At 64.6% G+C, this 24,710-nt stretch carries 24 protein-coding genes; 4 read left to right on the top strand and 20 right to left on the bottom strand.

The genetic code is table 11. From position 1 onward, the window contains the following. Position 1: 1 nt before the first annotated feature. From G6N43_RS09470 to G6N43_RS09460, 3 genes are read right to left on the bottom strand one after another with little or no spacing between them, the layout of a single operon-like run. Positions 2 to 925, bottom strand: coding sequence for an SMP-30/gluconolactonase/LRE family protein (locus G6N43_RS09470; protein WP_234810260.1), 924 nt, complete (start codon positions 923 to 925; stop codon positions 2 to 4). After that, a complete protein-coding gene (locus G6N43_RS09465; RefSeq protein WP_083156754.1) occupies positions 922 to 1,443 on the bottom strand; it encodes a nuclear transport factor 2 family protein in 522 nt (173 codons plus the stop codon). The genes G6N43_RS09470 and G6N43_RS09465 overlap by 4 nt, the downstream gene beginning before the upstream one ends. Then, entirely contained in the window at positions 1,440 to 2,228 is a 789-nt protein-coding gene (locus G6N43_RS09460) for an SDR family NAD(P)-dependent oxidoreductase (protein ID WP_083156755.1), read from the bottom strand. Before G6N43_RS09460 ends, G6N43_RS09465 begins: the two co-directional genes overlap by 4 nt. 82 nt (positions 2,229 to 2,310) lie before the next feature. On the opposite strand from G6N43_RS09460, the gene G6N43_RS09455 reads away from it, so the two are divergent. Both G6N43_RS09455 and G6N43_RS09450 read left to right on the top strand, forming a co-directional pair. Further along, positions 2,311 to 3,663, top strand: coding sequence for a phosphotransferase family protein (locus tag G6N43_RS09455; RefSeq protein ID WP_083156756.1), 1,353 nt, complete (start codon positions 2,311 to 2,313; stop codon positions 3,661 to 3,663). A 32-nt stretch (positions 3,664 to 3,695) separates the two neighbouring features. Then, positions 3,696 to 3,971 (top strand): hypothetical protein, encoded by a 276-nt coding sequence (locus G6N43_RS09450; protein ID WP_133056581.1) that lies wholly within the window; start codon positions 3,696 to 3,698, stop codon positions 3,969 to 3,971. A 3-nt stretch (positions 3,972 to 3,974) separates the two neighbouring features. Here the strand turns inward: G6N43_RS09450 and G6N43_RS09445 are convergent, their stop codons facing one another. The 3 genes from G6N43_RS09445 to G6N43_RS09435 are packed head-to-tail and all read right to left on the bottom strand — an operon-like array spanning position 3,975 to position 7,265. Further along, complete coding sequence (locus G6N43_RS09445) at positions 3,975 to 5,264, bottom strand: cytochrome P450 (RefSeq protein WP_234810266.1); 1,290 nt, start codon at positions 5,262 to 5,264, stop codon at positions 3,975 to 3,977. A 7-nt stretch (positions 5,265 to 5,271) separates the two neighbouring features. Further along, entirely contained in the window at positions 5,272 to 6,072 is an 801-nt protein-coding gene (locus G6N43_RS09440; RefSeq protein WP_083156758.1) for an enoyl-CoA hydratase/isomerase family protein, read from the bottom strand. After that, positions 6,069 to 7,265, bottom strand: a complete 1,197-nt coding sequence (locus tag G6N43_RS09435) for a cytochrome P450 (protein WP_083156759.1) — start codon at positions 7,263 to 7,265, stop codon at positions 6,069 to 6,071. Before G6N43_RS09435 ends, G6N43_RS09440 begins: the two co-directional genes overlap by 4 nt. A 91-nt stretch (positions 7,266 to 7,356) precedes the next feature. On the opposite strand from G6N43_RS09435, the gene G6N43_RS09430 reads away from it, so the two are divergent. Both G6N43_RS09430 and G6N43_RS09425 read left to right on the top strand, forming a co-directional pair. Beyond that, positions 7,357 to 8,169, top strand: coding sequence for an enoyl-CoA hydratase/isomerase family protein (locus tag G6N43_RS09430; protein ID WP_083156760.1), 813 nt, complete (start codon positions 7,357 to 7,359; stop codon positions 8,167 to 8,169). 1 nt (position 8,170) lies between these two features. Further along, positions 8,171 to 9,385, top strand: a complete 1,215-nt coding sequence (locus G6N43_RS09425) for an acyl-CoA dehydrogenase family protein (RefSeq protein WP_083156761.1) — start codon at positions 8,171 to 8,173, stop codon at positions 9,383 to 9,385. On the opposite strand, the gene G6N43_RS09420 is transcribed toward G6N43_RS09425, so the two are convergent. The 14 genes from G6N43_RS09420 to G6N43_RS09355 form a co-directional block, all read right to left on the bottom strand. Continuing rightward, entirely contained in the window at positions 9,357 to 10,118 is a 762-nt protein-coding gene (locus tag G6N43_RS09420) for an enoyl-CoA hydratase/isomerase family protein (RefSeq protein WP_083156762.1), read from the bottom strand. The genes G6N43_RS09425 and G6N43_RS09420 overlap by 29 nt on opposite strands. Before the next feature lie 4 nt (positions 10,119 to 10,122). Next, positions 10,123 to 10,920 carry an enoyl-CoA hydratase/isomerase family protein gene (locus G6N43_RS09415; RefSeq protein WP_083156763.1) on the bottom strand — a complete coding sequence of 266 codons (798 nt, stop codon included), beginning with the start codon at positions 10,918 to 10,920 and terminating at the stop codon, positions 10,123 to 10,125. 168 nt (positions 10,921 to 11,088) lie between these two features. After that, positions 11,089 to 11,835: a TetR family transcriptional regulator gene (locus G6N43_RS09410; RefSeq protein WP_083156764.1), complete on the bottom strand. Its 747-nt coding sequence runs from the start codon at positions 11,833 to 11,835 to the stop codon at positions 11,089 to 11,091. Between the two features lie 540 nt (positions 11,836 to 12,375). Continuing rightward, positions 12,376 to 13,824, bottom strand: a complete 1,449-nt coding sequence (locus G6N43_RS09405; RefSeq protein ID WP_083156805.1) for an aldehyde dehydrogenase family protein — start codon at positions 13,822 to 13,824, stop codon at positions 12,376 to 12,378. 92 nt (positions 13,825 to 13,916) lie between these two features. Beyond that, positions 13,917 to 14,768 (bottom strand): NAD(P)-dependent oxidoreductase, encoded by an 852-nt coding sequence (locus G6N43_RS09400; protein WP_083156765.1) that lies wholly within the window; start codon positions 14,766 to 14,768, stop codon positions 13,917 to 13,919. Further along, positions 14,761 to 14,952 carry a ferredoxin gene (locus G6N43_RS09395; protein WP_083156766.1) on the bottom strand — a complete coding sequence of 64 codons (192 nt, stop codon included), beginning with the start codon at positions 14,950 to 14,952 and terminating at the stop codon, positions 14,761 to 14,763. Before G6N43_RS09395 ends, G6N43_RS09400 begins: the two co-directional genes overlap by 8 nt. Before the next feature lies 1 nt (position 14,953). Continuing rightward, entirely contained in the window at positions 14,954 to 16,189 is a 1,236-nt protein-coding gene (locus tag G6N43_RS09390) for a cytochrome P450 (protein ID WP_083156767.1), read from the bottom strand. Beyond that, positions 16,186 to 17,361 (bottom strand): acyl-CoA dehydrogenase family protein, encoded by a 1,176-nt coding sequence (locus G6N43_RS09385; RefSeq protein WP_083156768.1) that lies wholly within the window; start codon positions 17,359 to 17,361, stop codon positions 16,186 to 16,188. The genes G6N43_RS09390 and G6N43_RS09385 overlap by 4 nt, the downstream gene beginning before the upstream one ends. Beyond that, positions 17,358 to 18,383, bottom strand: a complete 1,026-nt coding sequence (locus G6N43_RS09380; protein WP_083156769.1) for an acyl-CoA dehydrogenase family protein — start codon at positions 18,381 to 18,383, stop codon at positions 17,358 to 17,360. The genes G6N43_RS09385 and G6N43_RS09380 overlap by 4 nt, the downstream gene beginning before the upstream one ends. 1 nt (position 18,384) lies before the next feature. After that, positions 18,385 to 19,488 (bottom strand): amidohydrolase family protein, encoded by a 1,104-nt coding sequence (locus G6N43_RS09375; RefSeq protein WP_083156770.1) that lies wholly within the window; start codon positions 19,486 to 19,488, stop codon positions 18,385 to 18,387. A 3-nt stretch (positions 19,489 to 19,491) separates the two neighbouring features. Further along, positions 19,492 to 20,760 (bottom strand): amidohydrolase family protein, encoded by a 1,269-nt coding sequence (locus tag G6N43_RS09370; protein ID WP_083156771.1) that lies wholly within the window; start codon positions 20,758 to 20,760, stop codon positions 19,492 to 19,494. Between the two features lie 188 nt (positions 20,761 to 20,948). Then, the gene (locus G6N43_RS09365; RefSeq protein WP_083156772.1) at positions 20,949 to 21,665 is read right to left on the bottom strand and encodes a TetR/AcrR family transcriptional regulator; all 717 of its coding nucleotides are present in this window, start codon (positions 21,663 to 21,665) and stop codon (positions 20,949 to 20,951) included. A gap of 69 nt (positions 21,666 to 21,734) precedes the next feature. Continuing rightward, positions 21,735 to 22,958 (bottom strand): CaiB/BaiF CoA transferase family protein, encoded by a 1,224-nt coding sequence (locus G6N43_RS09360; RefSeq protein ID WP_083156773.1) that lies wholly within the window; start codon positions 22,956 to 22,958, stop codon positions 21,735 to 21,737. 63 nt (positions 22,959 to 23,021) lie between these two features. Continuing rightward, positions 23,022 to 24,620 carry a GMC family oxidoreductase gene (locus tag G6N43_RS09355; RefSeq protein ID WP_083156774.1) on the bottom strand — a complete coding sequence of 533 codons (1,599 nt, stop codon included), beginning with the start codon at positions 24,618 to 24,620 and terminating at the stop codon, positions 23,022 to 23,024. Between the last annotated feature and the right edge of the window lie 90 nt (positions 24,621 to 24,710).

Genomic DNA, 24,710 nt, shown 5'->3' with positions numbered 1-24,710 from the left:
CTCAGCGGATCCCCGCCGCGGCCAACCAGTTCGCCACGACCAGGATTCGCCCCGACGAGGCGAGCGTCATGTACAACGTCGACTCGTCCGCGCTGAGCGTCATGTTGGTGGTCATCGGGTCGTCCGCTCCGATGGTGCCGAGCAGGTCTCCGTCCGAGGACAACACCGTCACGCCACCAGTGCCCAGCGTCGCTACCAAGATCCGGCCCGCGCTGTCGACGCACAGGCCGTCGGCACCGCCGACGTTCAGCGGTCCCCCGCTGGGCACCGTAGCCAACCCGCGCGCGGAGGTGATGACACCCGGCGCGCCTAGCCCGAATTCCCAGATCCGCCGCGTCCTGGTCTCGGCGACATACAGTTTCGACTCGTCAGGCGAGAGCGCCACCCCGTTGGGCATCTCCAGCGGGTAGAGCACCTCCCGCAATTCGCCGTCGGGGCCGGCATACAGCAGCCCGGTCATCTGCCGGCTGCGGCCCCGGATCGTGCCGCCGTCGGTGACGTAGCAGCCGCCGGCCGAGTCCACACACACGTCACTCGGCCGGACCAACGGCAATCGCTGACCGTCGCGGGTGGTGAATTCGGTTGTGAACGTGCCGATTCGGCCGTCGGTATCGACGAGCTGAAGCTGAGGTGTCAGCGGCGCGGCCGCGGGTCCGATCGGCCGGAACAGCTTCGTGGCGCCGGGAAGGTCATAGGGCCACGGCCCGAAACCGAACGTCGAGCCGCCGTTCTGGCAGACGACGAGGCGGCCGTCGGGCAGCCGGGCGATCCCGTTCGGCCCTCCGCCGGTGTCGGCGACCTTCTCGGTGGTGCCGTCCGGCCGGACCCGCGTGATGCACCCGCCGGCGATCTCGGAAACGAGGACCGAGCCGTCCGCCTCCGCGATCGGACTCTCCGGAAATGCCAACCCCTCGGCGAGAATCACGGCTGCTCCGCCCACCATGCGTGGAACACGTTGTCGGACAGTGGAATATCTCCCACGCCCACCTGGTTGGCCGGCCAGTTCGCCGCTGGCTGGCGGAGCGGCGACTCGGTGTGGCCGACGCCGTACCACAGCCGGTGTCGGCGATGGCTGAACAGCCAGCGTCCGTCGCGGCGCTCGTAGCGGTCGTCGTACCTGATGAGTTGCTCGACGAAGCCGTCGGCCTCGGTCTGGGCGAAGCAGTGCGCCCACACCTGTCCGTGGGCTCGGTCGTCGTCGTCGAAATCGATCAGATGGTTCGCGACCAGGATCACCGTGAACACACTTCCGCCGAGGCTGTGGGTCATCAGTCCGCGCAATGCGTCGGGGCCATGGCCGAATTCGCCGAATCGGGCGTCTGGCGAGTATAAGTCGACCATCGCCTCGACGTCTCGTGCTTCGAGCGCGGCGGAATACCGGTAGGCAAGCTGACGAATCTCGTCGCGCGCCACCAACAGTGCGACCGGATCGCGGTGAGTCATCCGCCTCCCGTCACGTTGATGTCCTGGCCGGTGATCGCCGACGCGGCATCCGAGGCCAGCCAGAGAGAGACATCGGCGACCTCGTCCGGACTGATCAGTCTGCCGATTTTGGTCGATCGGGCCAACCCGCTGCGCACTTCGTCCGGGCTCGTCCCGTCGGCTGCCGCGCGCCGGGCCACATACCTGTCGACCAATTCGCCCTCCACCGTGCCGATTACCAGTGTGTTGACCCGGATCCCGGTTCTGCCGACTTCGAGTGCGAGGGTCTGCCCGAGTGCGCTCAGCGCCAGCTTGGCCGCGGCGTAGTGCGCCTTGTGCGGTTGTACCGTGCGGGCCGCCGCCGAGGACAAGAACTGGATGTTGCCGCTGTTGGCCGGAATCATCGTCTGCTGCAACGCCTCTCGCGACAGCACCATCGGTGCGACGAGATTGGTTGCGAGTACCTCGTTCCAATTGTCGACTGTGGCCTCCGCGACCGGCTGGTCGATGCCCGGTATTGCGGCGTTGTTGACCAGGACGTCGAGGCGTCCCCACCGCGCCACCGTCGCGGCCACCGCTTCCGCACACTGTGCCTCGTCGCGGATATCGGCGACCAGCACGAGCGCTTCACCGCCCGCCTCGGTGACCGCGGCGGCGGTCGCGTTGAGTTCATCGGAACGCCGTGCGACGAGTGCCACCCGCGCCCCGCGGTCCGCGTAGCGACGAGCCAACAAGCGGCCGATGCCACCACTGGCACCGGTGATCAGCGCGACGGTATCAGCGAAGTCCACGCGGAGCGGGCTCATGATGCCTCCAGTGTGGGTCGCCGCCGGTCAGGTGGCGGAGAAACCGGATATTACGAGAGCACACTTTCTGTACTATTGTCCAGTGACTGACCACGACATGGACTCCCTCGTCAAGGACTGGATCTCGACGAATATCGGACCGGTGCGCGCCATCGAACGCCACCAGCGTTGGCGGCCCGCATGGTTCGTCACCGCGGACCGCGGCGATCGGGAGGTCGGCCTCTACGTCCGAGGAGATCGCGAGGGGTTCGGCTTCGCCGGCGTCGCGGCGGAGGCAGAGATCCTTCGGGTGCTGGAGGCGCATCAGATCCCCGTCCCCCACGTACACGGGGAGATCACTCAGGGTGGTTGTGAGGCATCGGCGATCGTGATGGACCTGTTGCCGGGAGCGCCGAATCAGTGCCTCGCCGACGCTCCTCGTGACGTCGACGCGGTGATGGACTCCTATGTCGACGCGCTCGTGCGCATCCACTCCATCGACCCGACGGCGTTCGCCGATGCGGGCCTGCGCATCCCCGACGGTCCGCGTGCGCTCGCTCTCGATTATTTCGAGACATTCGTGACCCGTTATCGGGACTTCAAGCAGCGCCCGGAACCGTTGCTGGAGTTCGCGATCGGATGGCTGCGGCGTAACGCCCCGGCCGACCGGTCGACCCCGGCGTTCGTTCTCGGTGACACCGGGCAGTACATGTTCGCCGACGGCCGGATCACCGGCCTGATCGACGTCGAACTCGCCCACATCGGCGACGTCTCCCACGATCTCGCGGGTCTGCGACTGCGCAACGTAACGGAGCCGATGGGCGACCTCGGCCGGGTACTGCGGCGCTATGAGGCGGTCTCGGGAACGCCGCTGGACCGTGCGGCGATTGAGTTCCACACCGCCAAGTTCGCGCTCTGTACGCCGCTCGGTATCACGATAGTTCTGCACCTGGACTTACCACTGACGGACATCGTCCAGTACATCGAGTGGTTCCACCAGCTTTCGCTGCACGCGATCGAGTCGATCGCCCGGCAGGCCGGCGTCGAGCTGTCGGCTGTGTCGTTGCCCGAGCCGGAGCCCACGCCCTACCCCGGCGCCGTCGCCGGCCTGGCATCCATGGTGGAGTCACTCGAAGTGCCGCCCGGTATCGCCGAGTATCAGCGGTCCGCCGTGGCGAAGGTTGCGCAATTCTGTCATCGCGTCGCCGAGTACGCGCACGCCATCGACGCCGCCGACCTCGATGACATCGCCGATCTGCTCGGCGTTCGACCCGCCAACCGCGCGGAGGGCGACAAAATCCTCGAGGAGTTCGTCCGCACAGCGGAGCCGCAGCACGACTCCGCATTGATCGCGCTGCTACACCGTCGGGTGATGCGCCAACTTCTGCTGATGGAACCGCTATTGACCGACGGTCGGATCGGGCACGTGACACCACTGAGCGAACTACTCGACTAAAACGGCCTTCAGCGGTGCAGTTAGGGAATCTTGTGACAACTTCCGGAGTTTCGCTCCCCCGGCTCCTCGCGGGCGTCGTAGTGACCGCCTGCGGTCTCGCGCATTTCGCGTGGCCGGTGAAATTCGAACCGATCAACCGTCAGCTCGGTTTTACCCGCAACACCCGCACCCACGTGTATGTCAATGGTGGGGTCGAGACGGCCCTGGGTTTGACGCTGATGAGCGGCAGAGCCCGTACGATCAATTTCGCGCTGTCGGTGACCTATCCGATCTACCTGATGCTGAACGCATTACGCGCCCGAAGGTAGCTGTCAGGCGGTGGTCAGCCTGACCGCCAGTCGCGTGGGTCCACGCAACGAGCTGTGACGCGACCACGTGGTGTCGCCGACGGCGTCGATTCGGGATACCCGCGACACGAGCTCGCGAAGGACGGCCTGTGCCTCCATCCTGGCGAGCGGTGCGCCGAGACACATGTGCGCACCGTAACCGAACGCGACGTGCATCCGCGGATTTCGGTCCGCGCGGTACTGGTCGGGCTCCTCGAATGCTTCTGGGTCGCGGTTGGCCGCTCCAAACAGCAGTAGAACGCGAGACCCTTTGGGTATCGTCACGCCGGCGATTTCGTAGTCGGCACGCGTGTACCGGTAGAGGTTCTGAATCGGCGTCGTCACGCGCAACTGCTCCTCGACCGCCATCGGAATGAGGTCGGGGTCGGCGCGAATCATGTCGTACTGGTCGGGGTTGCGCGCCAGCGTGTCGAACATGCCGCCGAGTAGGTTGGTGGTTGTCTCGTTGCCCGCGATCAGCAGGTGAATGGCGATGAGGAACAGTTGCTCGTCGGTCAGGGTGCCGTCACCGTTGTGTTCGAGCAGCCGACCCAGGACGGTGCCTGAGCCTTTGAGCCCACCGTGGGCGAACTGGTTCAGAAAGTAGCGGCGCAATGCGGCCATGGCCGCCATCGACTTCGCCGCATCGATGACGCCCCGTGGGGTCGGCGAGAAGTCCATGATCCCCACACCGGCCTCCGACCATCGCCGGAAATCGTCGGCGTCGCACTCCGGCACTCCAAGGATTTGGGCGATCATCCGGATGGGCATCGGAATCGCGAGTCGCTGCACCACATCGCAACCGGGGTTGTCCAGCACATCGGTGACCAGTTCGGTGGCCAGCTTCTCGGTCATCCCCTTCCAGCTGTCCATCGCCCCCTTGCTGAAACCCGGCTGGATCTGTCTGCGCAGCCGCGCGTGCTCGTCTCCGTCGGTGAGCACGGCGAGCGGCGCCGAGAACTTCAGCCGGGTGACCCCTTCGGAGCTCGTCACCTGATCGGTGTCGCGCAGCGCGGCCCTGACATCCTCGAGTCGGCTCAATATGAAGTTGGCGCGGCGGGGGTTGTAGTGGATGCGTCCGCTGCGGTGAAGTTCTCGGTACGCCCCAAAGGGTTGAGACGCAGTCGCAGGATCCATCGGGTCGAAATCGGTGTTGACGGCACCCGCCCACCCTCGATAACCGCGCACGCGGGTTTGCACTGCCGCAACGACATTCATCCGAACCGCGTGCACGAACGGGCCGATGACCCCGGAAGTGCTCCGCGTACCCGCCATCTCGCCGTCAGCGGCCGCGAAACTTCGGGTCACGCTTTTCCATGAAAGCCGCGATGCCCTCTGCGACGTCGTCGGTACCTGCGACCTGCTCGACCAGCAGCGCCTCGGTGGTGAACGCCGCCGCGCGGTCCATGTCGAGCGCCTGGTTGAGCATCGCCTTGGCGGCGGCGATGCCGCGCGTCGCACCCTCTGCCAGTCGGTTGGCCCACGCCGCCAGTTCCGCGGTGAGCTGGTCACCGGCGACGACTTTGTTGATCAAACCGATCCGGTGTCCCTCTTGGGCGTCGATCTCCTCACCGAACATCAACAGTTCCTTGGCGAGGTTGAACGGCACCTTGCGCGCCAGCAGATACGCGGCACCACCGTCGGGTGCCAGCCCGCGGCGCACGAAAAGCTCGATCAGCCGGGCACTTTCGGCGGCGACGATCAGGTCGCACGCCAGAACCATGCTCGCGCCGACCCCCGCGGCCGTGCCGTTCAGACCGCAGATCACCGGCTTCTCACAGTCCAGGATCGCCGACACCACCGCCTGCGAACCGTTGCGCAGAATCCGCGCAGCGTCTCCGGCGATCCGGTCCTGGCTCGGCTGCATATCGGGGTCACGCAGGTTGGGGCCGGTGCAGAAGTGCTTGTCGCCCGCCGCCGTGAACACGACCGCGCGGATGTCGGGGTCGGTCGATGCGCGCGCAAGATTGTCGATGATGTCGCGCTGCATCGCCCGCGTCACCGAGTTCCCGACATCGGGCCGGTCCAGAACCAGCCAGCGCACCGCGCCTTCGGTGCGCGTTGTCAACCCGCTGGCGCTCATAGCTTGATCGGCACGCTCGACGGTCCGCGCACCGAGTTGGTGTGGACGTAGTCCACGGCGTCCTCGTCAACCTCCCACGTCGGGAATCGCGCCAGAGTCTCTTCGATCGCGACCCTGGCCTCGAGACGGGCGAGCGCAGCGCCGAGACAGAAATGCGCTCCGTGGCCAAAGCTGATGTGTCGGATGCCCGTTCGGGTGACGTCGAAGACGTCGGGGTTCTCGTACTGGCGCTCGTCACGGCCAGCGGACCCGGTCAGCAGCGCGACCTTCGACCCGGCAGGGATGACGGTGTCGTGGTAGGTCACGTCGCGCAGCGCGAACCTGCCTTGCACCGGGGACGGCGCGTCATAGCGCAGCAGTTCCTCGACGGCTCCCCCGATCAGGCCGGGATTCTCGACGAGCTTGGCACGCTCCTCCGGATGGCGGGCGAGTGTCAGAGCCGTCCAGCCGAGTAGCCGGGCGACGGTTTCGTTGCCCGCCACGTTGATCAGCGCGATGAACACGAACAGTTCGCCGTCGTCGAGCCGTCGGGTCTCCCGGCCGGGCTGGACCAGGTCGGAATCCATCAGGTCGCTGACGATGTCTTTCGTCCGGTCGGCGCGGCGCTTCTGCACCTGTTCGTAGTAGTAGGCGAAGAGCTTCTCGTTGGCCTGCTTGCCGATCTCACTGAGTTCGGGGTTGCCGTCGTCGCGATGGAGTTGCAGATCCGACCATTCACGCAGATTGTCGTGGTCCTCCTCGGGGAAGCCCAGCAGTGAGCTGATGACCATGACCGGCAGCTTCATGGAGAAGTCGCGGACGTAGTCGAACCCGCCACTGCCGACGTAGGCGTCCAGGTATTCACGACACAGCGTGCGGACGCGGTCCTCGAGATGGGCGACCTTGCTGCGAAAGAACGTGCGGTTGACCATCTTTCGCATCGCGGTGTGGTCGGGCGGGTCCATCATGATCATCGCCTTCGGCGACGCCCACGGCTCGGGTGTGATTCCGTCGAGCGTGACACCGTGCTCCGAGGAGAACGTCTCGGTGTCCAGGGACGCGGACATCACGTCGTCGAAGCGGCTCAGGGCGTAAAAGTCGTACTCCTCGTTGTAGTAGACGGGAGCCTCGTCACGCAGTCGTCGCCATACCTCGTACGGGTCCTTGTGCAGGGCGCGGTCGAACGGATCCCAGCGTAACTCCGCTGTCACCATCGGCAGGGTCCTTTCCTGAGGGGCAACGGCTAAACAATGGTACACTCTGCGTCATTCTGTACAGTACAGAAGGTCGAGGAGGACGGGCAGGTTGGAAACGCGAACACTGGACCATGTCATCTATGAGAAGGACGGTCCGATCGCCCGGATCATCTTGAACAACCCGGAACGTGCCAACGCCCAAACCTCCCAGATGGTGCACAGCGTCAACGAGGCCCTCGACGACGCGCAGTACGACTACGACATCAAGGTCGTCATCATCAAGGCTAACGGTAAAGGGTTCTGCTCCGGCCACATACCGGACGGCAGCTATCCGGAGTTCAAGGCTGAAATCGACGCCTCGGGCAAGGTGTGGCGGTCCGCTGCGCAGCTGTTCCTGTGGCCGGTGCTCAAACTGTGGGAATTCCCGAAGCCGGTCATCGCGCAGGTGCACGGCTACGCGATCGGCGGCGGCACCACGTGGGCGTTGATCCCGGAGATCACGATCTGCTCCGATGACGCGTGGTTCCAGATGCCGCTGGTGCCCGGGTTCGGTCTGCCCGGCTCGGAGACGATGTTCGAGCCGTGGGTGTTCATGAACTACAAGCGTGCCGCCGAGTACCTGTATACGGCGCAGAAGATTTCGGCGGAGCAGGCGCTGGAGTTCGGTCTGGTGAACCGGGTGGTGCCCGCCGATGAACTGGAGGCCGAAGTCGAGCAACTCGCCGCCAAGATCGCCAAGGCGCCGTTGATCACACTGCAGGCCACCAAGGCCGGCATTCTGCGCGCGTGGGAGACCATGGGGTTCCGCACCCACCAGCAGGCCAGCAACGATCTGCAGGCGGTGGTCACCGGATCGAGGGAGTTCCAGGAGTACATGCAGGAGCTGATGAAGAAGGCGGCCAAACCCGCCGACCGGGTCTGACATGCCGCTCCAGCCGATAGTCCGGTTCGGCGGCGGTGAGCACGTCGAAGGGTTGCGCGCGCGGGTCCGTAGCTGGTTGTCCGACAACCTGCCCGACGAGTTCCGGCGCACCGCGGCCAACCCCGACTACCTGCCGCGCGACGCCCACGAGCGCGCCGTGGCGTTCTGCCGCGACCTGCACGCGCAGGGCTGGTTCGTTCCGCACTGGCCGGCCAAGTTCGAAGGCGGCGGCCTCGGCGTCGTCGAGCAGGTGGTCATCCGGGAGGAACTGGCCTATGCAGGCGCGCCGCTGGTCAACACCAACGGCGTGAACATGTTGGCGCCGGTGCTGTTTCGGTTCGGCACGGCCGAACAGCAGGCCGAGCATCTGCCCTTGATCGCGCGCTCGGAGCGGATGTGGGCACAGGGCTACTCCGAGCCCGAGGCGGGATCCGACCTCGCCGCACTGCGGATGACCGCACGACGCTTCAACGATTCCGAGGGCGACCACTATGTCCTCGACGGTCAGAAGACGTGGACGAGCAACGGCGTGCTGGCCGACTGGATCTTCGTGCTCGCCAGGACATCACCGGTCGCCGAGAAGCGTCAGGCTGGCATCTCGTTCTTCCTCGTGGACCTGTCGAGTCCGGGTATCACCCGCCGCCCCATCAGGTCGATGACCGGATACCCGACGTTCGCCGAGGAGTTCTTCGACGGCGTGCGGGTGCCAGCGGCGAACCTGGTCGGCGAGGAAGGTGACGGCTGGAAGGTCGCCAAGGCGCTGCTGGACGCCGAACGCTCCAATGTCACGCGCGCCGCGCAGGCCCAGCGCTACCTCGACGAGCTCGTCGACTGGTGCCATGCACAGCGCGGGTCTGCCCACGACCCGCTGGCCGATCCGACGAACCGCATTGCGTTGGCCCGCGCGGTGGAACGCGTCGAGGTCGGTCGTGCGCTGTCCTATCGGGTCGCCCATCTGCAGGCGGCCGGGGCGCTGGACCCGGCACTTCCTTCGTTATCGAAGCTGTACCACTCCGAGCTGACCGCGGAGCTACGTGCGCTCGGCGCCCAAATCCTCGGGCCCGCAGGGGCGTTGATGCCCGACGACCCTGATGCGGTCCTGGACGGGCACTTCTCCGAGGGCCTGCTGCTGTCACTGCTGCACACGATCGGCGGCGGAACCAGCGAGATTCAGCGCGACCTGATCTCTACCACTGGTCTCGGGCTGCCGCGCTAGCGGAGCGCTGCTGAGCCACGGTCGCCATCGCCAGCTCAAGCGGGTGAAACGCCGCCAACTGCGCTGCCTCGGCCGAATTGATAAGTCGCTTGGTCATTTCCACCGCTCCGCGATCAGCGTCAGCGAATTCGCCGGCAATGGTGACCGCGCGATCGATCGCCGACCCGGGTTCGGCGACGTCGGTGACCAATCCCGCGTGCTGCGCGTCGGACGCCGTCAGTCGTTCGCCACGCAGAAGCAGCGACGCCGCACGGTGTCTGCCGACCTGCTGGGTGAGCCGCCATGCCAATCCCCCGTCGGGAACAACGGCCCGCGCGACGAACGGCGCGCTGAAGAACGCGTCCGAGGCGGCGACAACGAGGTCGCACGCCAGCGCCAAACTCCACCCGAGGCCCACCGCGGCGCCCTCGACGGCGGCAACCGTCGGCACCGGCACCGCCTTGAGTTGTTCCATCACCCGTTGCGCATGCTCAACGCGCCCGGCCGGTCCGAGAGGCCCCGTGCCGTGCGCCGGGCCGCTCTTCAGATCACCACCGGCGCAGAAGAATCCGCCTGCGCCAGCCAGCACCACGCCACGGATGCCCTCGTCGGCCGCCACCTCTGTCAACAGGTCGGACAAGGCGGTCCACGACTCGTAGCGCAGTGCGTTGCGTTGCGCCGGACGGTTCAACAGAAGAACCGCGACGGCGCCGCTGTCCTCGCGCAGGACCAGCGGCCCAGTGGTGTCCGACATTACGCTACCGGTTGAGGAACTTGTCGATCGCGGCGCGATGCTCAGGAGTGGTGAAACACTCTGTCTCCGCGGAAATCCCGTATTCTAGGATGGCCGTCACCGCGCGCTCGGCATGCAGGTTCAGCGTCCGCTTGGTGTCCTGGACAGCGCGCGCGGGAAGATCCGCGAGTCGATGCGCCAGTGCCAGTCCTTCCTGTTTGATCGACTCGTGCGGCACCACGCGATTGGCCAGTCCGAGTTCGACCGCCTTCGCCGCCGGGATGCGCTCACCCAGCAGCAGGTACTCCTTCGCCTTCATCAGGCTCATCATCAACGGCCAGAGCACTGATCCTCCGTCACCGGCGACGAGGCCGCTGGCGACGTGCGTGTCGGCGAAGAACGATTTGTCCGACATCAACACGATGTCGCATAGAACGGCGATGCTGCAACCGAATCCGACCGCAGGGCCGTTGACGGCAGCGACGATCGGTAGCGGGAAGTCGATCATGTCGCGCACGATCCGGCGCGCGTCGCGCATGCCCTCGCGGCGGGTGACGGGGTTCTCGACGTGGGTGTGCAGCCATTCGACAAGATCGCCTCCCGCGGAGAAGAAATCGCCGGTCCCGGTCAGCAGGACGGCGCGCGCATCCGGGTCCTCCCCCAGCGCGGACCACAGCCGGGCGAACGCGCCATGCATCCGGTTGTTCACCGCGTTCGCGTTGTCCGGGTTGTTCAGCGTCACGATCCGGACAGGGCCATCGGTGGCCACGAGGATCTCGTCACATCCGGTGAGCTCGGAAGATCCGATCGGAAGGTTCGTCATCAGACTGAATAATAAGACACATCCTGTTTAGTTGTGACATTCGGTGCCGTCCGTGAGCACCCTACGGCTCAGTCGTCGAACCCTGCCCGGAAGGCGGACTCGCTTTCGCCGATCGTGGTGGTCCGGCCGTCGGCCTAGCCAGCTCGGGCGAAGCGATTTCGTCTGCGGCTACCCCCGACTGGGTGCTTTGCGGCCCCTCACCAAGCCGCCGCCACTCGCCGCTTGGCCCTGTTTGGCACTGCGTTTGGCCCTCCCGGCCGGCTTCACACCGCTGTCGGCGCCATCCTTCACAGCGCGAAGGCCCGCGATCACCGCCTTCAGGCCGAATTGGAAGTATGCGTCGGCGGTCAGCGGGGGCATCTGGCCGCGATCGAACGCTGCGCGTTGCGCCTTCGTCCATTCGCTCTGGGGCCGACGCGATGCGGGGTCGCGCAGCGAGCTCTCGACGCGGGAATTGCCCAAACTCCAATCCAGCAACACCCGGAAGGCCGGAAGCACCTGGTCAGGTGCGAAACCTGCCTCGATGAGCAGGTCGTACTCAGCGTCCTCGAGGCGGCGGCGCTGCGCCAGGTCCAAGCCGCTGAGCGCATCACGTAGCCCCGGATAGCGAACCAACGCCTCGCGTTGTTTCATGATGAGTTCTTCGAGTCGTACGTCCCAGGAACCTGCCGCGGGCGGTGGCACCGCAACCTCGGACAACACCGCATCGCCTACCAGGCGGAGCAATTCATCCTTGTTCTCGACGTGATAGTAGGGAGCCATGGGACTGACTCCGAGCGCCGCAGCGAGCCGGCGCATCGTCAACGTCGCCGCACCCTGGCGGGAAATCAGTTCCAGCGCGCCTTCGATGACGCGATCCTTGGACAAGGTCCGTTCGCGACCTGTGCCTTTCGCCCGCGAGGGCTTACCCGGCATCTGAGCTCCGCTCTTTATGAGGTCTCGGGACCGACGACCCGAATGAAACGTCGAAGACAGCGTGCACCGTCAGCGTGCGTCAGCGAGCGGCGCGGCGCACCGATCGGTGCCCTGTTCACCTGGAACCATTCCCCCTCCGGTTGCTCCGAAAACAAGCCGGGCTGGCCATCCAGCGTCGAAGAATCGCGCGCAGCCCTCTGCTGTTTTATACATGGTACAGATAGCGGGTATCGGCAGCGGCGGCAGACATCACCGGCGCCGGACTTGTCGCGTCGAGGTGGTGTCCCGGTTAGGCGCACGAGCAGACGCTGTGAACTCAGGTGTCAGCCGGAAGCGCTGCGCTGATGCCTAGCGCCTGATTCGCCGAGGTTGGTCAGAGCCGCATCGGACCATCCTGTTGCTGCCAACCCCTCTGCCCTTGTTGCCGCGTCGATATATTCCACGGGACGAGCGCGAAAATCACTCGACTGCAGAGTAGTACGTCAATTGCTCCCAGCGCAGCGGCGGTCTCGTCGAGGCCTGACGGCCGCTGTCATGCGCTCACGTGTAGGCCACGGTCTTGGTCTCCAAGTAACTCTCGAATCCCTCGATGCCGTTCTGCCGTCCCAGACCGCTTGCCTTGTATCCGCCGAAAGGCGCGTCACCTCCGTAATAGATGCCGCCGTTTACGGACATCGAACCCGCGCGAACTTTCCTGGCGAACGCCAACGCGCGCCCCCGCGACCGCGAGAAGACCGACCCCGCCAGTCCGTATTCGCTGTCGTTGGCGATACGCAGTGCCTCGTCCTCATCTGAGTAGGGCAAGACAACCAGCACGGGTCCGAAAACCTCTTCGCGCGCGATCTCGGCGTCGTTGTCGACACCAGTGACCACGGTGGGAAGCACGAAAGTACCGCCCGCGAGCGCCTCGGGCAGGTCATTCGGGACCCGCCCGCCGACGACGATGTCCGCGCCGGCGGCGCGGGCCCGATCGACGTATCCCAGGATGCGCTGCTGCTGGCGACCGTTGATCACAGGCCCGATCAGCGTGTCCGGAAGTGCCGGATCCGCGGGCTGGATCGACTCGAAAAGCTCTTTCAGTCGGCCGAGTACCTCCTCGATGCGACCCCGGGGCACCAGCAACCTGGTGGTGATGCCGCACCCTTGACCGGCGTGCATGCAAACTCCGGCCATGTTCGGGATGACGGCTTCGATGTCGGCGTCGCCGAGCATCACCGCAGCGGACTTCCCGCCCAGTTCAAGGAAAACCCGCTTGAGGGTCTCGGCGGCATCCGCAGCGATGCTTCTGCCGACCGCAGTCGACCCGGTGAACGACACGAGATCAACGCGCGGATCCGTCACCAGCAGCTGGGCGACTGAATTATCCGGAGTGGGTACCACATTGACGACGCCGCGGGGTATGTCTGTGCACTCGACAACGAGGCGGCCGATCCGAGTCGCGGTCCACGGGGTGTTCGGGTCGGGCTTGAGCACAACGGTATTCCCGGTAGCCAACGCCTGGGCAAGTTTGTTCGCCGCAATCTCGAACGGAAAGTTCCACGGCACGATTGCGCCGACGACACCCACTGCCTCCTTCCACACCACCCGTTGGGTACTTTCGCCACCCACTCCACCGCCACTGAGACAGCGCTCCCAGGCGAAGTCATCCATCAACTCCACCGCCGAACACAACCCGTCCGTCAAGGTCCAGTCCAGTTGCGCCATATAGGTGGTCATCACCGGTGCTCCCGCTTCGGCGACCAGCTCTTCGCGCAACTCCTCCCGCTCCAGTTCGAATGCCTCCTGCAATTGCATCAGGCATCGTTTGCGGAGGGTGATATTCGACGACCAGTCGGTCCCGTCGAACGCGTGGCGCGCGGCGGTGATCGCCCTATCCATATCGACGGTTCCGGCCGCCGTGGTGGCACCGAGCACCGCGCCGGTTGCTGGGCTGACGTTGTCGAAGGCTGCGCCCGTGGTCGACTCCACCAACTCACCGTCGATCAGCATCCGACGCTCCGCGCGAGCGGCCGCGCGCGCGTTGAGGTCGTTGCTGCCGTACGGTTCAATGACCTGCTGGTCTGAGACGAGCTCTGGCGCAGTCACTCTGAGTCCTTGGTGTCGGAGAACCGAGAAAAACCGAACAGTTCGAGGGCCTCGTCGGCAACCGGTATCAGCGAGCCTGCCGCCACGTCTTGCTCGGAAGTCAGCCGGTCGAAAATCCCGACGTCTTTGCGCAGTAGCGTTCCGACCATCGGCGCCAGCGGTTCGAAACCACCCACCATCACGGCGATATCCAGCGAGTAACTGCGGCCACTGCTCACCGACAGCGCTTGCCCGAGCGCTTTCTCGTCTAGCCCCAGCTGTGTGCCCGCCCGAAGCGCATCACGTGCCAACGCATAGTGGGCGGCATGCAGTGTGTTGTTGATCAGCTTGGCCAGCAAACCGCTTCCCAGTGGGCCGAGGTGAACAACGTTAGCACCGTATGTATTCAGTGCGACCGACGCCCGGTCGAAATGCGTTCTGTCACCACCGACCAGGACGGTCAGCTCACCCTGCGCGGCCGCGAACCCGCCACCACTGACCGGTGCGTCGATCACGCCGACGCCCCGCTCGGCAGCCGCATTCCCGATCTGGCGACAGACATCGAGACTTATCGTCGAGTGGATTGCGAGCACACTGCCGGGTTTCATTCCTGCCAGCACACCGGTTTCACCCAGCACGACCTGCTGTGTGCCGGCGTCGTCGACGACACAGATGCCGACCACATCGCTTTGGGCGCCGAGTTCGGCGGGTGTCGCGGCGAACTGAGCCGCGGTGCCGCGGAATGGTTCGAGCGACGCCTCGCGGCGGGCCCACAGAGTCGTTGGAACCTCGCACTGGATGAGCCGCGAGGCCATCCCGCCGCCCTGGTCACCGAGGCCGATGAACCCCGCGCGGATTCGTTCACTCATGCAGCGAGATGGCTTCCTCGGGGCAGGATTCCACCGCCAGTCTTGCGGAATCCGCTTGCTCGGGACTCACTTTGCTCACCAACAGCACGCTGTGACCTTCTTCATCGGCGTCGAACAGGTCCGGCGAGTAGCTGTAGCAGCGTCCGTGCCCCTGGCAGGCCCCGGTGTCGAGGACAAGTCTCACGTCACACTGCCCAGCTCAATGGCAGCGGGCTGGCCAACCGTACGGGCAGCGCCGTGTATTTCACTTCGGCACCCGGAGTGACCTCGTACTCCGGGATCCGCCGGTGGAACTGGTCGAGTGCCGCGCGAAGCTCCATTCGAGCGAGATGGCTTCCAAGACAACGATGGAAGCCGCTCGCGAATGAATAGTGGGGGTTGGGTCGCCGCGTGAGGTCCACGGTCATCGGGTCCTTGAACTTCTCCGGATCGAGATTCGCCGCCGCCCACAACACGGCCACGTGTGTGCCGGCAGGAACCAGGTTATCCCCGACCTGCATATCGACGGTCGGGGTACGCGAACCAATCGGTACGGGCGTTTCCCACCGCATGAGCTCTTCGATGGCGTCGGGCCACATTTCGGGATTCGCGACCACTCTGCGACGTTCGTCGGGATGGCGGGCGAACCACGAAAGAATGCAGGAAAGCGATGCCGCGACGGTGTCGAGGCCTGCGATCATCAACAAAAAGCAAATATCGAGAATGTTCTCGCGGGTCAACGAATGACCATCGACCTCGGCTGTGAGGAACCGTCCGAGCAAGTCGTCACCCGGAGACCCGCTGGCTTCGCGCTCATCCAAGACCCGGTTGAAGTAGTCATAGCACCTCTTGCCCGCTGTCTTATAGCGCTCATCTCGTTGGCTGATGGTCTCGCCTTCGATATCACGCAGCAGATCGTCTTTGTTCTTTAGGAAGTAATTCAGATCCGTCAGCGGTATGCCCATCAACCGCAGAAAGATCGTCGACGGCAGGATGGCGCAGAACTCGTCGTAGACATCGGCATGACCGCGGTCGATGAACTTGTCGATCAGTTCGTCTGCGAGCGCGCGCACATCGGCCTCGAGCGGCGCGATCACCTTCGCAGCGAATATGGGATCGAGCAGCTTGCGGTACTTGGTGTGCTCAGGCCGATCGATATCCAGTGGGATGAGCGGCCGCTCGGCATTCTGGGTGTTCCCGCGGCCGCCTGACCCGAGGACATGGTGGCTGCGGGTCAACGAATCGACGCTCTTGGCGGCACCTGCGATGTAGTTGCCCTCGATCTCGAGAATCGGCGTAGACCCGATTCCGGAGTAGACCTCCTGCGGCTCGGGCACCGCGAGAACCGCCGCGAAATCGTCGCCGACGCTCTCCGCGGTGATTCCCGGCGTGACCTCGTCACCACGGTGTTCAGCGCCAGCATGCGCGGTGGTCTCGGTCATTTCGCAGTCCTCCGTGGTGTACTTCGAGGTAAGCCAAGGAACCGCTCCGCGATAACGTTGCGTGCGATGTCCGTCGAACCGCCGTAAATGGCTGTCGCAGGCGCGAATCGAAAGCCAGCCTCAAACGCGCCGGCAGATGCCGCATCCTCTGCGCCTCGCTCCAACAACGCCGTCGGGCCGACGAGGGCGATGAGCTGCGAGGCGGTCCTATTGAGTAACTCCGACGACAGGATGCGCGCGGGTGGCCCATCGGCCGAGCGGGTGAGCTCCGCCGCGAGGAGTATTTCCCCGAGTTTCTCCTGAACAGCCTCCTCGTCGAGAAGTGTTCCGGCCGAGCCTGTCTGTTGGTGGGCCCACTCAATGAAAGCGGCCACCAGCCGTTCACATTCCGCTAGATACGGACCGCCGACGAGCGTGGTTTCCTCTTCCGGGCGGATCCCATGCTCGGCATTCAGCGGCGCCGCCACGACCGACCAGCCCTGGTTCACTTCGCCGAGTCGCCAGCGATCATCGATCCGCACATCCTGCAAGTAGACGAAGTTGGTCCGCTCACCGCCCAGGGTGTCTATCGGTCTGATCTCAACACCCGGGGTGTCCAGGGGAAGCAGAAACACCGTCAGCCCCTTGTGCGCAGGGACTGTTGGGTCGGTACGAGTGAGCAGGAAACAATATTGACTGAACTGCGCGCCGGTGGTGAACATCTTCTGGCCGTTGATGATCCAGTCGTCACCGTCGCGTTCGGCGCGCGTTCGGACAGCCGCCAGATCTGAGCCGCAGTCCGGTTCGGTGTAGCCCAGGCAGATGCGGACGGTCCCGTCGGCGACCCGGGGAAGTATCTCGGCCTGTATCTCCGGCGAGCCGAAGATCCGAATCGCGATCGGTGGAAGCAACGTCGTCCCCGCGAGGATGTACGGCGCTCCGCTGCCATAGAACTCATGCTGAATGATCTGTGCACGGCGCGGGTCGAGACCGGCACCGCCCTCTGCGGTCGACCATTGCGGGGCAACCCAGCCGCGCTCCCCCATGGCGAGATGCAGAGCTTCGTTGAAGCCGCCCCCGTTGGCGCGCTCTTCGTCGAGCAGTTCGTCGGTGACATGCTCGGCGAAGAAGCCGCGGACCTCACGCCAAAATGCCAGGGTGTCCTGGTCTAATTCGATGGAGCCGAAATTCATCTCGCACTCGCCGCCTTCCTGAGTGCGTGTCCGGTCACTCTTCGCAGCAGACTGCGACGATCGCCCGCCATCACCGCGCGGGCTTTGGCGCGACGGTAGAACAACTGCACATCCGATTCGAGCGTCACGCCGAATCCGCCCTGGGTATGAATCGCGGTGGCGCCCGCCTGCTCGGCCGCGTCACCCGCCGCGAGTACCGCACAAAGCGACAACGCATCGACCAATTCAGGTTCGTTGTCGCAGAACCATGCGGCCCGCCACACCAACCGGCGGGCGGCGTCCACACAGTTGGCCGCATTCACCAGGGGATGGGCGATGGCCTGGAGCGACCCGATCGGCACGCCGAAGGCGATCCGTTCCTTTGCGTACTGCACCGCGAGATCGACCGCCGCCTGCCCCAATCCGACCAACTCAGCTGCGGTGAGGACGTGCCATTCCCGTTCAATGAGTGCCCAATCAGCGTGGGTGCCGAGTGGGTTCGCGTCGGTGATGTGCCACCACCCCAGTGGCGAGCTGCCGAGGTTGGGTGCGAGTGGCCGAGGATCGCCTTCGACTAGTACAAGCGAATCGCCCCGCGGAGCAAGCACGCTCGATGCGATGGCACCGGAGGGAACGAGCCTGCGCTCGGTGATGCCCGGAGCAACCGTGGCAATCGCACCGTTGTCGCGTATCTGTGCGATCAAGTCGGCATCGGCACCGACCTGAGCCAGGCCCCGCACTGCCGCGAGAACATCCGGCAGCGGCACCGGGGCCGCTCGCCGGCCGGCTTCCTCGACGACCAGAGCCAGCTCGACCAGGCCCGCACCGTCCCCGTTCGCGGTTTCGGGCAGAGCCATCTCGACGATTGCCCGCTCCTGCATTTCATCCCACAGGACGCGGTCGAAGCCGAGGGGTTCCGCGGCGCGGACTCGGGATGCAGGGACGGTCTTCTCGAAGTACGCGCGAAAGGAATCCTGGAGTGCAACCTGCTCATCGTCGAGCGTGAAGTCGTTGCGACGCAGTTCGAAAAGGTCGGTCGACACGTCAGGGCAGCGCTTTCAACACGCTGTCGTCGAACCCGAAGAGCCGGTGGGCGTTGCCCCCGACAATCGCACGCGCACTGTCGGTGTCGACATCCCTGAACAGGCGGTCCAGCACCTTCGCCGACTCCGGATACGTGCTCTCCGGGTGGGGATAGTCGTTGCCCCAAAGTAGACATTCGGCGCCGGTGTCACGCAAGTTGGTGATCGCCACCGGGTCGTCCTGGAACGTGGAATGGATCTGGTGACGAATGTAGTGGCTGGGTAGCTCCGCCAATTTCGGTTTCGTCCAGCCGATTTCGTCGTGAGCCTGGTAGTAGTAGTCCAACGTCTGCATTGCCCACGAGATCCAGCCGCCGTTGCATTCGACGAAGACAACGTGGAGGTCGGGGTGTCGTTCCAGTATGCCGCTGCAACTCAGCAGGCCGGCCATGCGCGGCGCCATCGATTGCGTCGCGAGCAGATTCGTCGTGCCACTCCCCCAGCCGCGGTAGAAGATCATGTCGTGACCACTGCCCTGGTGCATGACCGCCGGCTTGCCAGTAGCGGCGATCGCGGCCCACATCGGCTCCCATTCACGGGCATTCCACTCGGGCGTCCCCACTAGCGGAAGGAGCAGACCGCCTACTGACGGATCGCCGGCGACACGCTCGATCTCCGCGATCGCCGTGTCGGCATCCCACGTCGGGATCATGTTGGCCAACTTGATGCGGTCATGTCCGCCGATATGCTCGCGAATCCAATCGTTGTAGACCTGGCAGACTGCCTGTCCGACAAGCGGATTCTCGATGCCCCACGCGTACAGGCCGATCGTCGGAAAGACGATCTCACCGTTGATGTGATCGGTTCTCATCATGTCGAGGCGCACATCGATCGAGGCGGCGGCAACCCGTTCGGCCTCCTTCGCCGCGGCCTCCTCGGCGGACAACTCGTTCCACCCGATCGGGTTTCCGTTGACGACGAGACTCCAGCCCCCGTCGCCGCTGGCCGAGATGCGGCGCGGCGCATATTCACGTAGGTCCGCGTCGAGACGCTCGTACCAGAGATCGTGGGGCTCATCGACGTGCGCGTCGGCGGAGATCTTGGGCAGATCAATGGTGTTTGTCATCGGTCAGACCTGCGCTGCCTGCTCGGCGGCCTCAGCGCGGGCGCGGTATTCGGCCTTGCTCACGGTAGACAGGTCGACGTCCGTCGCACGGGCCCGCAATGCTCCCACAGTGGCGTCGGCTTTATTCGTGTGTATGAAGGGATCGAAATCGAAGAACCGACAACTGTTTTCGTAGGTGATCTTGTTGATCTCTTCGGGTGTCGCGTTCGCGGCCTGAAGCTCGCTCCACAGCATCTCCGGGCCGTTCGGCCAGGTCGAGTCGGTGTGCGGATAATCGCACTCCCACGCCAGGTTGTCGATGCCGATCTCGTTGCGGAGTTTGACCCCGGCCGGGTCGGTGATGAAGCACGCCAGGATCTGGTCGCGGAAGATCTGACTGGGCATGCGCTCGGACCAGTCCTGACCGATCCAGAGCTGATTCGACGCGTGTCGGTCGGCGCGCTCCAGGTAGTAGGGAATCCACCCGATTCCGCCCTCCGAAAGCGCCACCTTCAGATCAGGGAACTTCCGCAGTGTGCGCCCGAACATGAGGTCCTGCAACGCCATCAACGTCAGCTGTGTCGGCAGGATGATGTGGTGGTCCAGCGGAGCATCGGGAGCCGTCGTGATCAGTCCCCCGCTGGCCCCGATGTGCATGCACATCACCGAACCGGTATCGGACATCGCGGTGAGCATCGGATCCCAGTAGTCGTTGTGGAAGCTGGGGAATCCGAATGCGTGCGGCGCCTCAAGGAAGCTGATCGCCTTGCAACCTTTCGCCGCAAGCCGTCGAACCTCGTCGGCGCATAATTGCGGATCCCACATGGGGACGATCCCGATGGGAATGAACCGACCGGGGTGGGATCCGCACCACTCGTCGACATGCCAGTCGTTGTAGGCCTTGAGCATGATCAGCGCGAGGTCCTTATCGTCGGCCTCGCAGAACGTCCTCGCGTTGAACCCGGCCATCGTCGGGAAGTTCATCGAGGCCAGCACTCCGCCGGCGTCCATGTCCCGGACCCTGAGGTCGACGTCGTAGCAGGCGGGCCGAATCTCGGAGAAAACGCCGGGGTTGAAGCCCCACTCCTCCTTGGGCCATGTCACGACCGCGCACATGCCGAAGGGGGTCGACGTCTCGACACCCTGGAACACCCACCGGTCGATACCTTCGGGGCTGCGTTCGACCTTCGGCGCCTGGTCAGCCCACTTTTCCGGAACGTGACCCTCGAACATGTCCGGCGGCTCGATCACGTGATCGTCGATGCTCACCAAAATCATGTCGTCGAGGTTCACGGCAACTCTCCTCCGGCCTACGGATCGGTGTATTCAGAAATGAAGAACGGTGTTCTCACACAGTAGGCCAACGAGGCTGTTTCGCGCAGAAAATCGGCAGTTTTGCCTCGAAGTCCGATTACAGGTCCAAGTCGGCGACCTAGCGGCAGCGGGATATCAGCAGTGCCGGTCGCCGGCAGCTTCGTTGATCACCCGCACTCGTCGCCCGCGGTGAAGAACGCCGACTGCACGAACTCCCAAACCCGGTCCGCGGAAATGCTGTTGGCGCCGACTTCGAAGCTCAGGACCCGTGCTTGGAGCATTTCCATCATCAAGTGGATGAGAAGCGATGCGGTCACCGAGTCATCGAGATCAGGCCCCCGCAACCCGCGGGCGCGGCACTGCCCGAGGAGTTCGGTCAGCGCGGCGTGTTGAGGCTCCAACAGAGCGGCGAGTTCAGCCGGCTTGGTCTCGCTCAGCCGGTGGTGGTACACGACCAGCGAGCGTCGGAGCATCTCTGACGACTGTTCCAGTACGATCCATTCCGCCTCCATGAAGGCACGCAGGCGGTCCATCGGGTCGTCGCCTGCTTTCGCGACCGCGTCAAGCTGGCGATCGAGACCACCCAACGTGGCTTCCTCGTAGATGGCGAGGAACAAATCGTCTGTCCCGCTGAATGATTGATAGAACGAACGCAGTGACATCCCCGACCGGTCGACCACTTTACGCACCGACAGATTGTCGGTGCCGCCCTCGCTGAGCAGATCGAGCGCGATCTTCAGGAAGTGATCGCTTCGAGCCTCGGCTTTCGTCCGCACCTGACGGGTCGCGCGCTCTGCCGAACGCTTGCGCCAGCGGGTCTCTTGTCGCTGGCCGACGACGGGCAACTCACCGCTGGGTGCGGTGGATTCGCGGTCCTCGGCCATCGTCGCAGTGTATCGGCTCGACGATTTTCCAACGCCCCTGATCGCCAGCTAGGCGCCCGGAGACACCAGTCATGCCACGACCCCTTTGACCTTCAAGTCGACGATGGTGTCCCAGTCCAGACCGAGTTCGTCGGCCAGTATCGAATCGCCGTGTTCGTTGAAATCCGGCGCCCGCCGTGTCGGCGATGGGGCCTCGTCGAACTGCACAGGCGTGGCGACCAACGGATGCCTGTCCCCCGCAGCGGATTCCGCGTCAACGATATAGCCGTTCGCTACGACCTGTGGATCGCTCTTCACCTCAATGGGGTCCTGCACGGGCGACCATTGGCCGCGAAAGTCGGCAAGGCGCTGCTTCCACTCCGCCAGGGTGGCGGTCGCAAACCGTTCCTCCAGAATGGCTCTCGCGATCGCGCTGTTGGCCCGGAAGGACTCATGATCGGCGAATCGTTCGTCTTCGACGAGCTCAGGAAGATCCATCACCCGGCAGGTCTCGGGCCAGTAATGGAATCCCTGAAGACACGCCAGCTGCAACCAGCGTCCGTCGGAGGTTTGATAGATCGCCGTCAACGGATTGCCGATATCGGTGCCTACCGGAAATTGGCCCCACGGAGTATTCAGTTCGTGAGAAAGGGCGATCGCTGCGCCCATCGCCCACATCCCGGTCGCCAATAGCGAAACGTCGACTACGGGTGCCTCACCCGTGCGCTCGCGGTGAAGCAGCGCCGCGGAGATGCCGCCGGCGATGGTCATGGCTCCTATCGAGTCGCCATATGCCGGTGCCGGCTGACCCGTGATCGTGTCCATTTCAACCGGCTTGGCCCCGTAAGCCACTCCGGCGCGACACCAGTAGCCGAGGGTGTCGTACCCACCGCGGTCCGCCTCCGGCCCGCGCGATCCGTATCCGGAACCCCGCACATAGACGATCTTCGGGTTGACCGCGCGGATGTCCTCGACGTCGATGCGCAGCTTGGTCCGCACGGCAGGCAGCTTGTTCGTCAGGAACACGTCACACGTCGCGGCCAGCTTGTAGAGGATGTTCAGCCCTTCAGCAGAGCTCAAATCGAGTCCAAGACTGCGCTTTCCGCGGTTGGAGTGTTGCAGCAGCGGATGCCACGCGCCACCGTCCAGGCGCATGTTTCCCGACGACATGATGCCGCGCATCGCATCGCCCCGCTCGGCCGGTTCGATCTTGATAACGTCCGCACCCCAGTCGGACAGGATCGCCGAAGCGGCGGGCACGAACGTGTGCTCGGCCACCTCCAAGACACGGATTCCTCGCATTACCGCGGTCATGGCGACTTCCCATCTGTATGTGCTGTATGGAAATTGATTGCTGGTATGTCGCGTTGGCTCGGCCTACGCATCTTCGAGGATCATCTCCGCGGCCCTCCAGGCCATGGCCATGATCGGGCCGTTCAGGTTGCCCGACACCATCGTCGGCATGATCGACACGTCCACGACCCGAAGCCCGGAAACGCCCCGAACCCGAAGCCGCTCGTCGAGAGCGTCGTCGTCCGACGGGCCCATCGCACACGCCCCCGACGCGTGGTACCCGGTCCCGCCGTACAGCATCCCGGCCCGCACGATGCTGTCGTCATCCTCGACTGCGGCGCCAGGCTCGATCTCGCTGAACAACATGTCGGCAATCGGATGCTGAGCCACGATGTCCCGCATCCGGCGGAACATGGCCACCGAGACCTTGCGGTCGTAGTCGGTGTCGACGTAGCTGACCTCTACCCGTGGCGGCCGCGTGGGATCGGGCGAGAGGATTCGCACCGACCCCTCGCTTGTCGGACGCAACACGAACCCCAGCAGCGACAGACCGGGGCGGGTTTCGATCTTGCCGTCGACGGCGCCCACGCCGAGCGAGAACGGCGTCATCAGCACCTGCGCGTCGGGGCGCTCGCTGGCCGCATCAGCCCGGATGAAGGTCAACATGTCATATGCCGGTGTCGAGACCGGACCCCTCTTCGACAACAGGTAGCGGAGGCCAGCGCGGGCCTGACCGAGCGGTGAGGACAGAATCTTGTTGTATCCCTTGGTCTCCTGCAATCGCATCTGCAGCGGGAAACACCGATGCTCGTGTAGGCCCTCACCGACACGCGGGCTGTCGACGCGAAGATCCACCCCTGCTGAAGTGAGCACCTCACGAGGCCCAATGCCGGACAGCTGCAGCAGCTTGGGTGTGGCAATGCTGCCTGCTGACAGGATCACCTCACGGTTCGCCAGGATCTCCTCCTCACCACCCGCCGCGGATGTCACCGCGACGCCAGCGGCACGGTCGCCGTCGAAGATCACCCGGGTGGCAGTGGCGTCCTTCAGGATGGTGAGGTTGGGACGCTTGGCGGCCGGATGAAGAAACGCCTTGGCCGAACTCACCCGTTTACCTTTCCAGATGGTGGCCGGCGCATAGCCCGTGCGCTCGTCGTCACAAGCGTTGACATCGTCGACGCGTTTGATACCGAGCGTGCTTGCGGCATCCATCAGCGCCTCCGACACCTTCTCGCCTGTGCGATTCACACTGACGCCGAGAGGCCCGCCGCTGCCGCGCATCTCGGACTCTCCGAGACTGTGGTTCTCGATGGTCCGGAAGATCCGTAGCATCTCGTTCCAGCCCCAGCCGCTGTTGCCGCGTGCGACGAGGTCGTCGTAGTCCGCTTGTGAACCGCGGTTGTAGACCGTGCCGTTGAGCGAACTCGAGCCACCGATCATCTTTCCGCGAATCCAGTGCTCCGTCTGCCGGTACGGTCCGAACGGTTCGGTGTCGTACTCCCATACGTAGCGCGGGTTGTTCATCAGAAACGCGAAGCCCTTGGGCATTGCGACCGCGGGATTGCGGTCCGATCCGCCGGCCTCGATCAGCAGCACCCGATATGCGGAATCGACGCTGAGCCGGTTGGCAAGGACACAACCTGCCGACCCCGCACCAACCACGATGTAGTCGTACGAGCTCACACCCCAACCTCCGATCAGGTCAGTCCGACGCTCGACCAGCCGTGGCGCTGCCCCTCAGAGGGCGTTGCGCCCGATGACTTGAGACGGGCG

The organism is Mycolicibacterium moriokaense (genome assembly GCF_010726085.1).
Classification (GTDB): domain Bacteria; phylum Actinomycetota; class Actinomycetes; order Mycobacteriales; family Mycobacteriaceae; genus Mycobacterium; species Mycobacterium moriokaense.
Note: the sequence above shows the minus strand (reverse complement) of the source record. Positions and strands in the feature narration are given on the sequence as shown.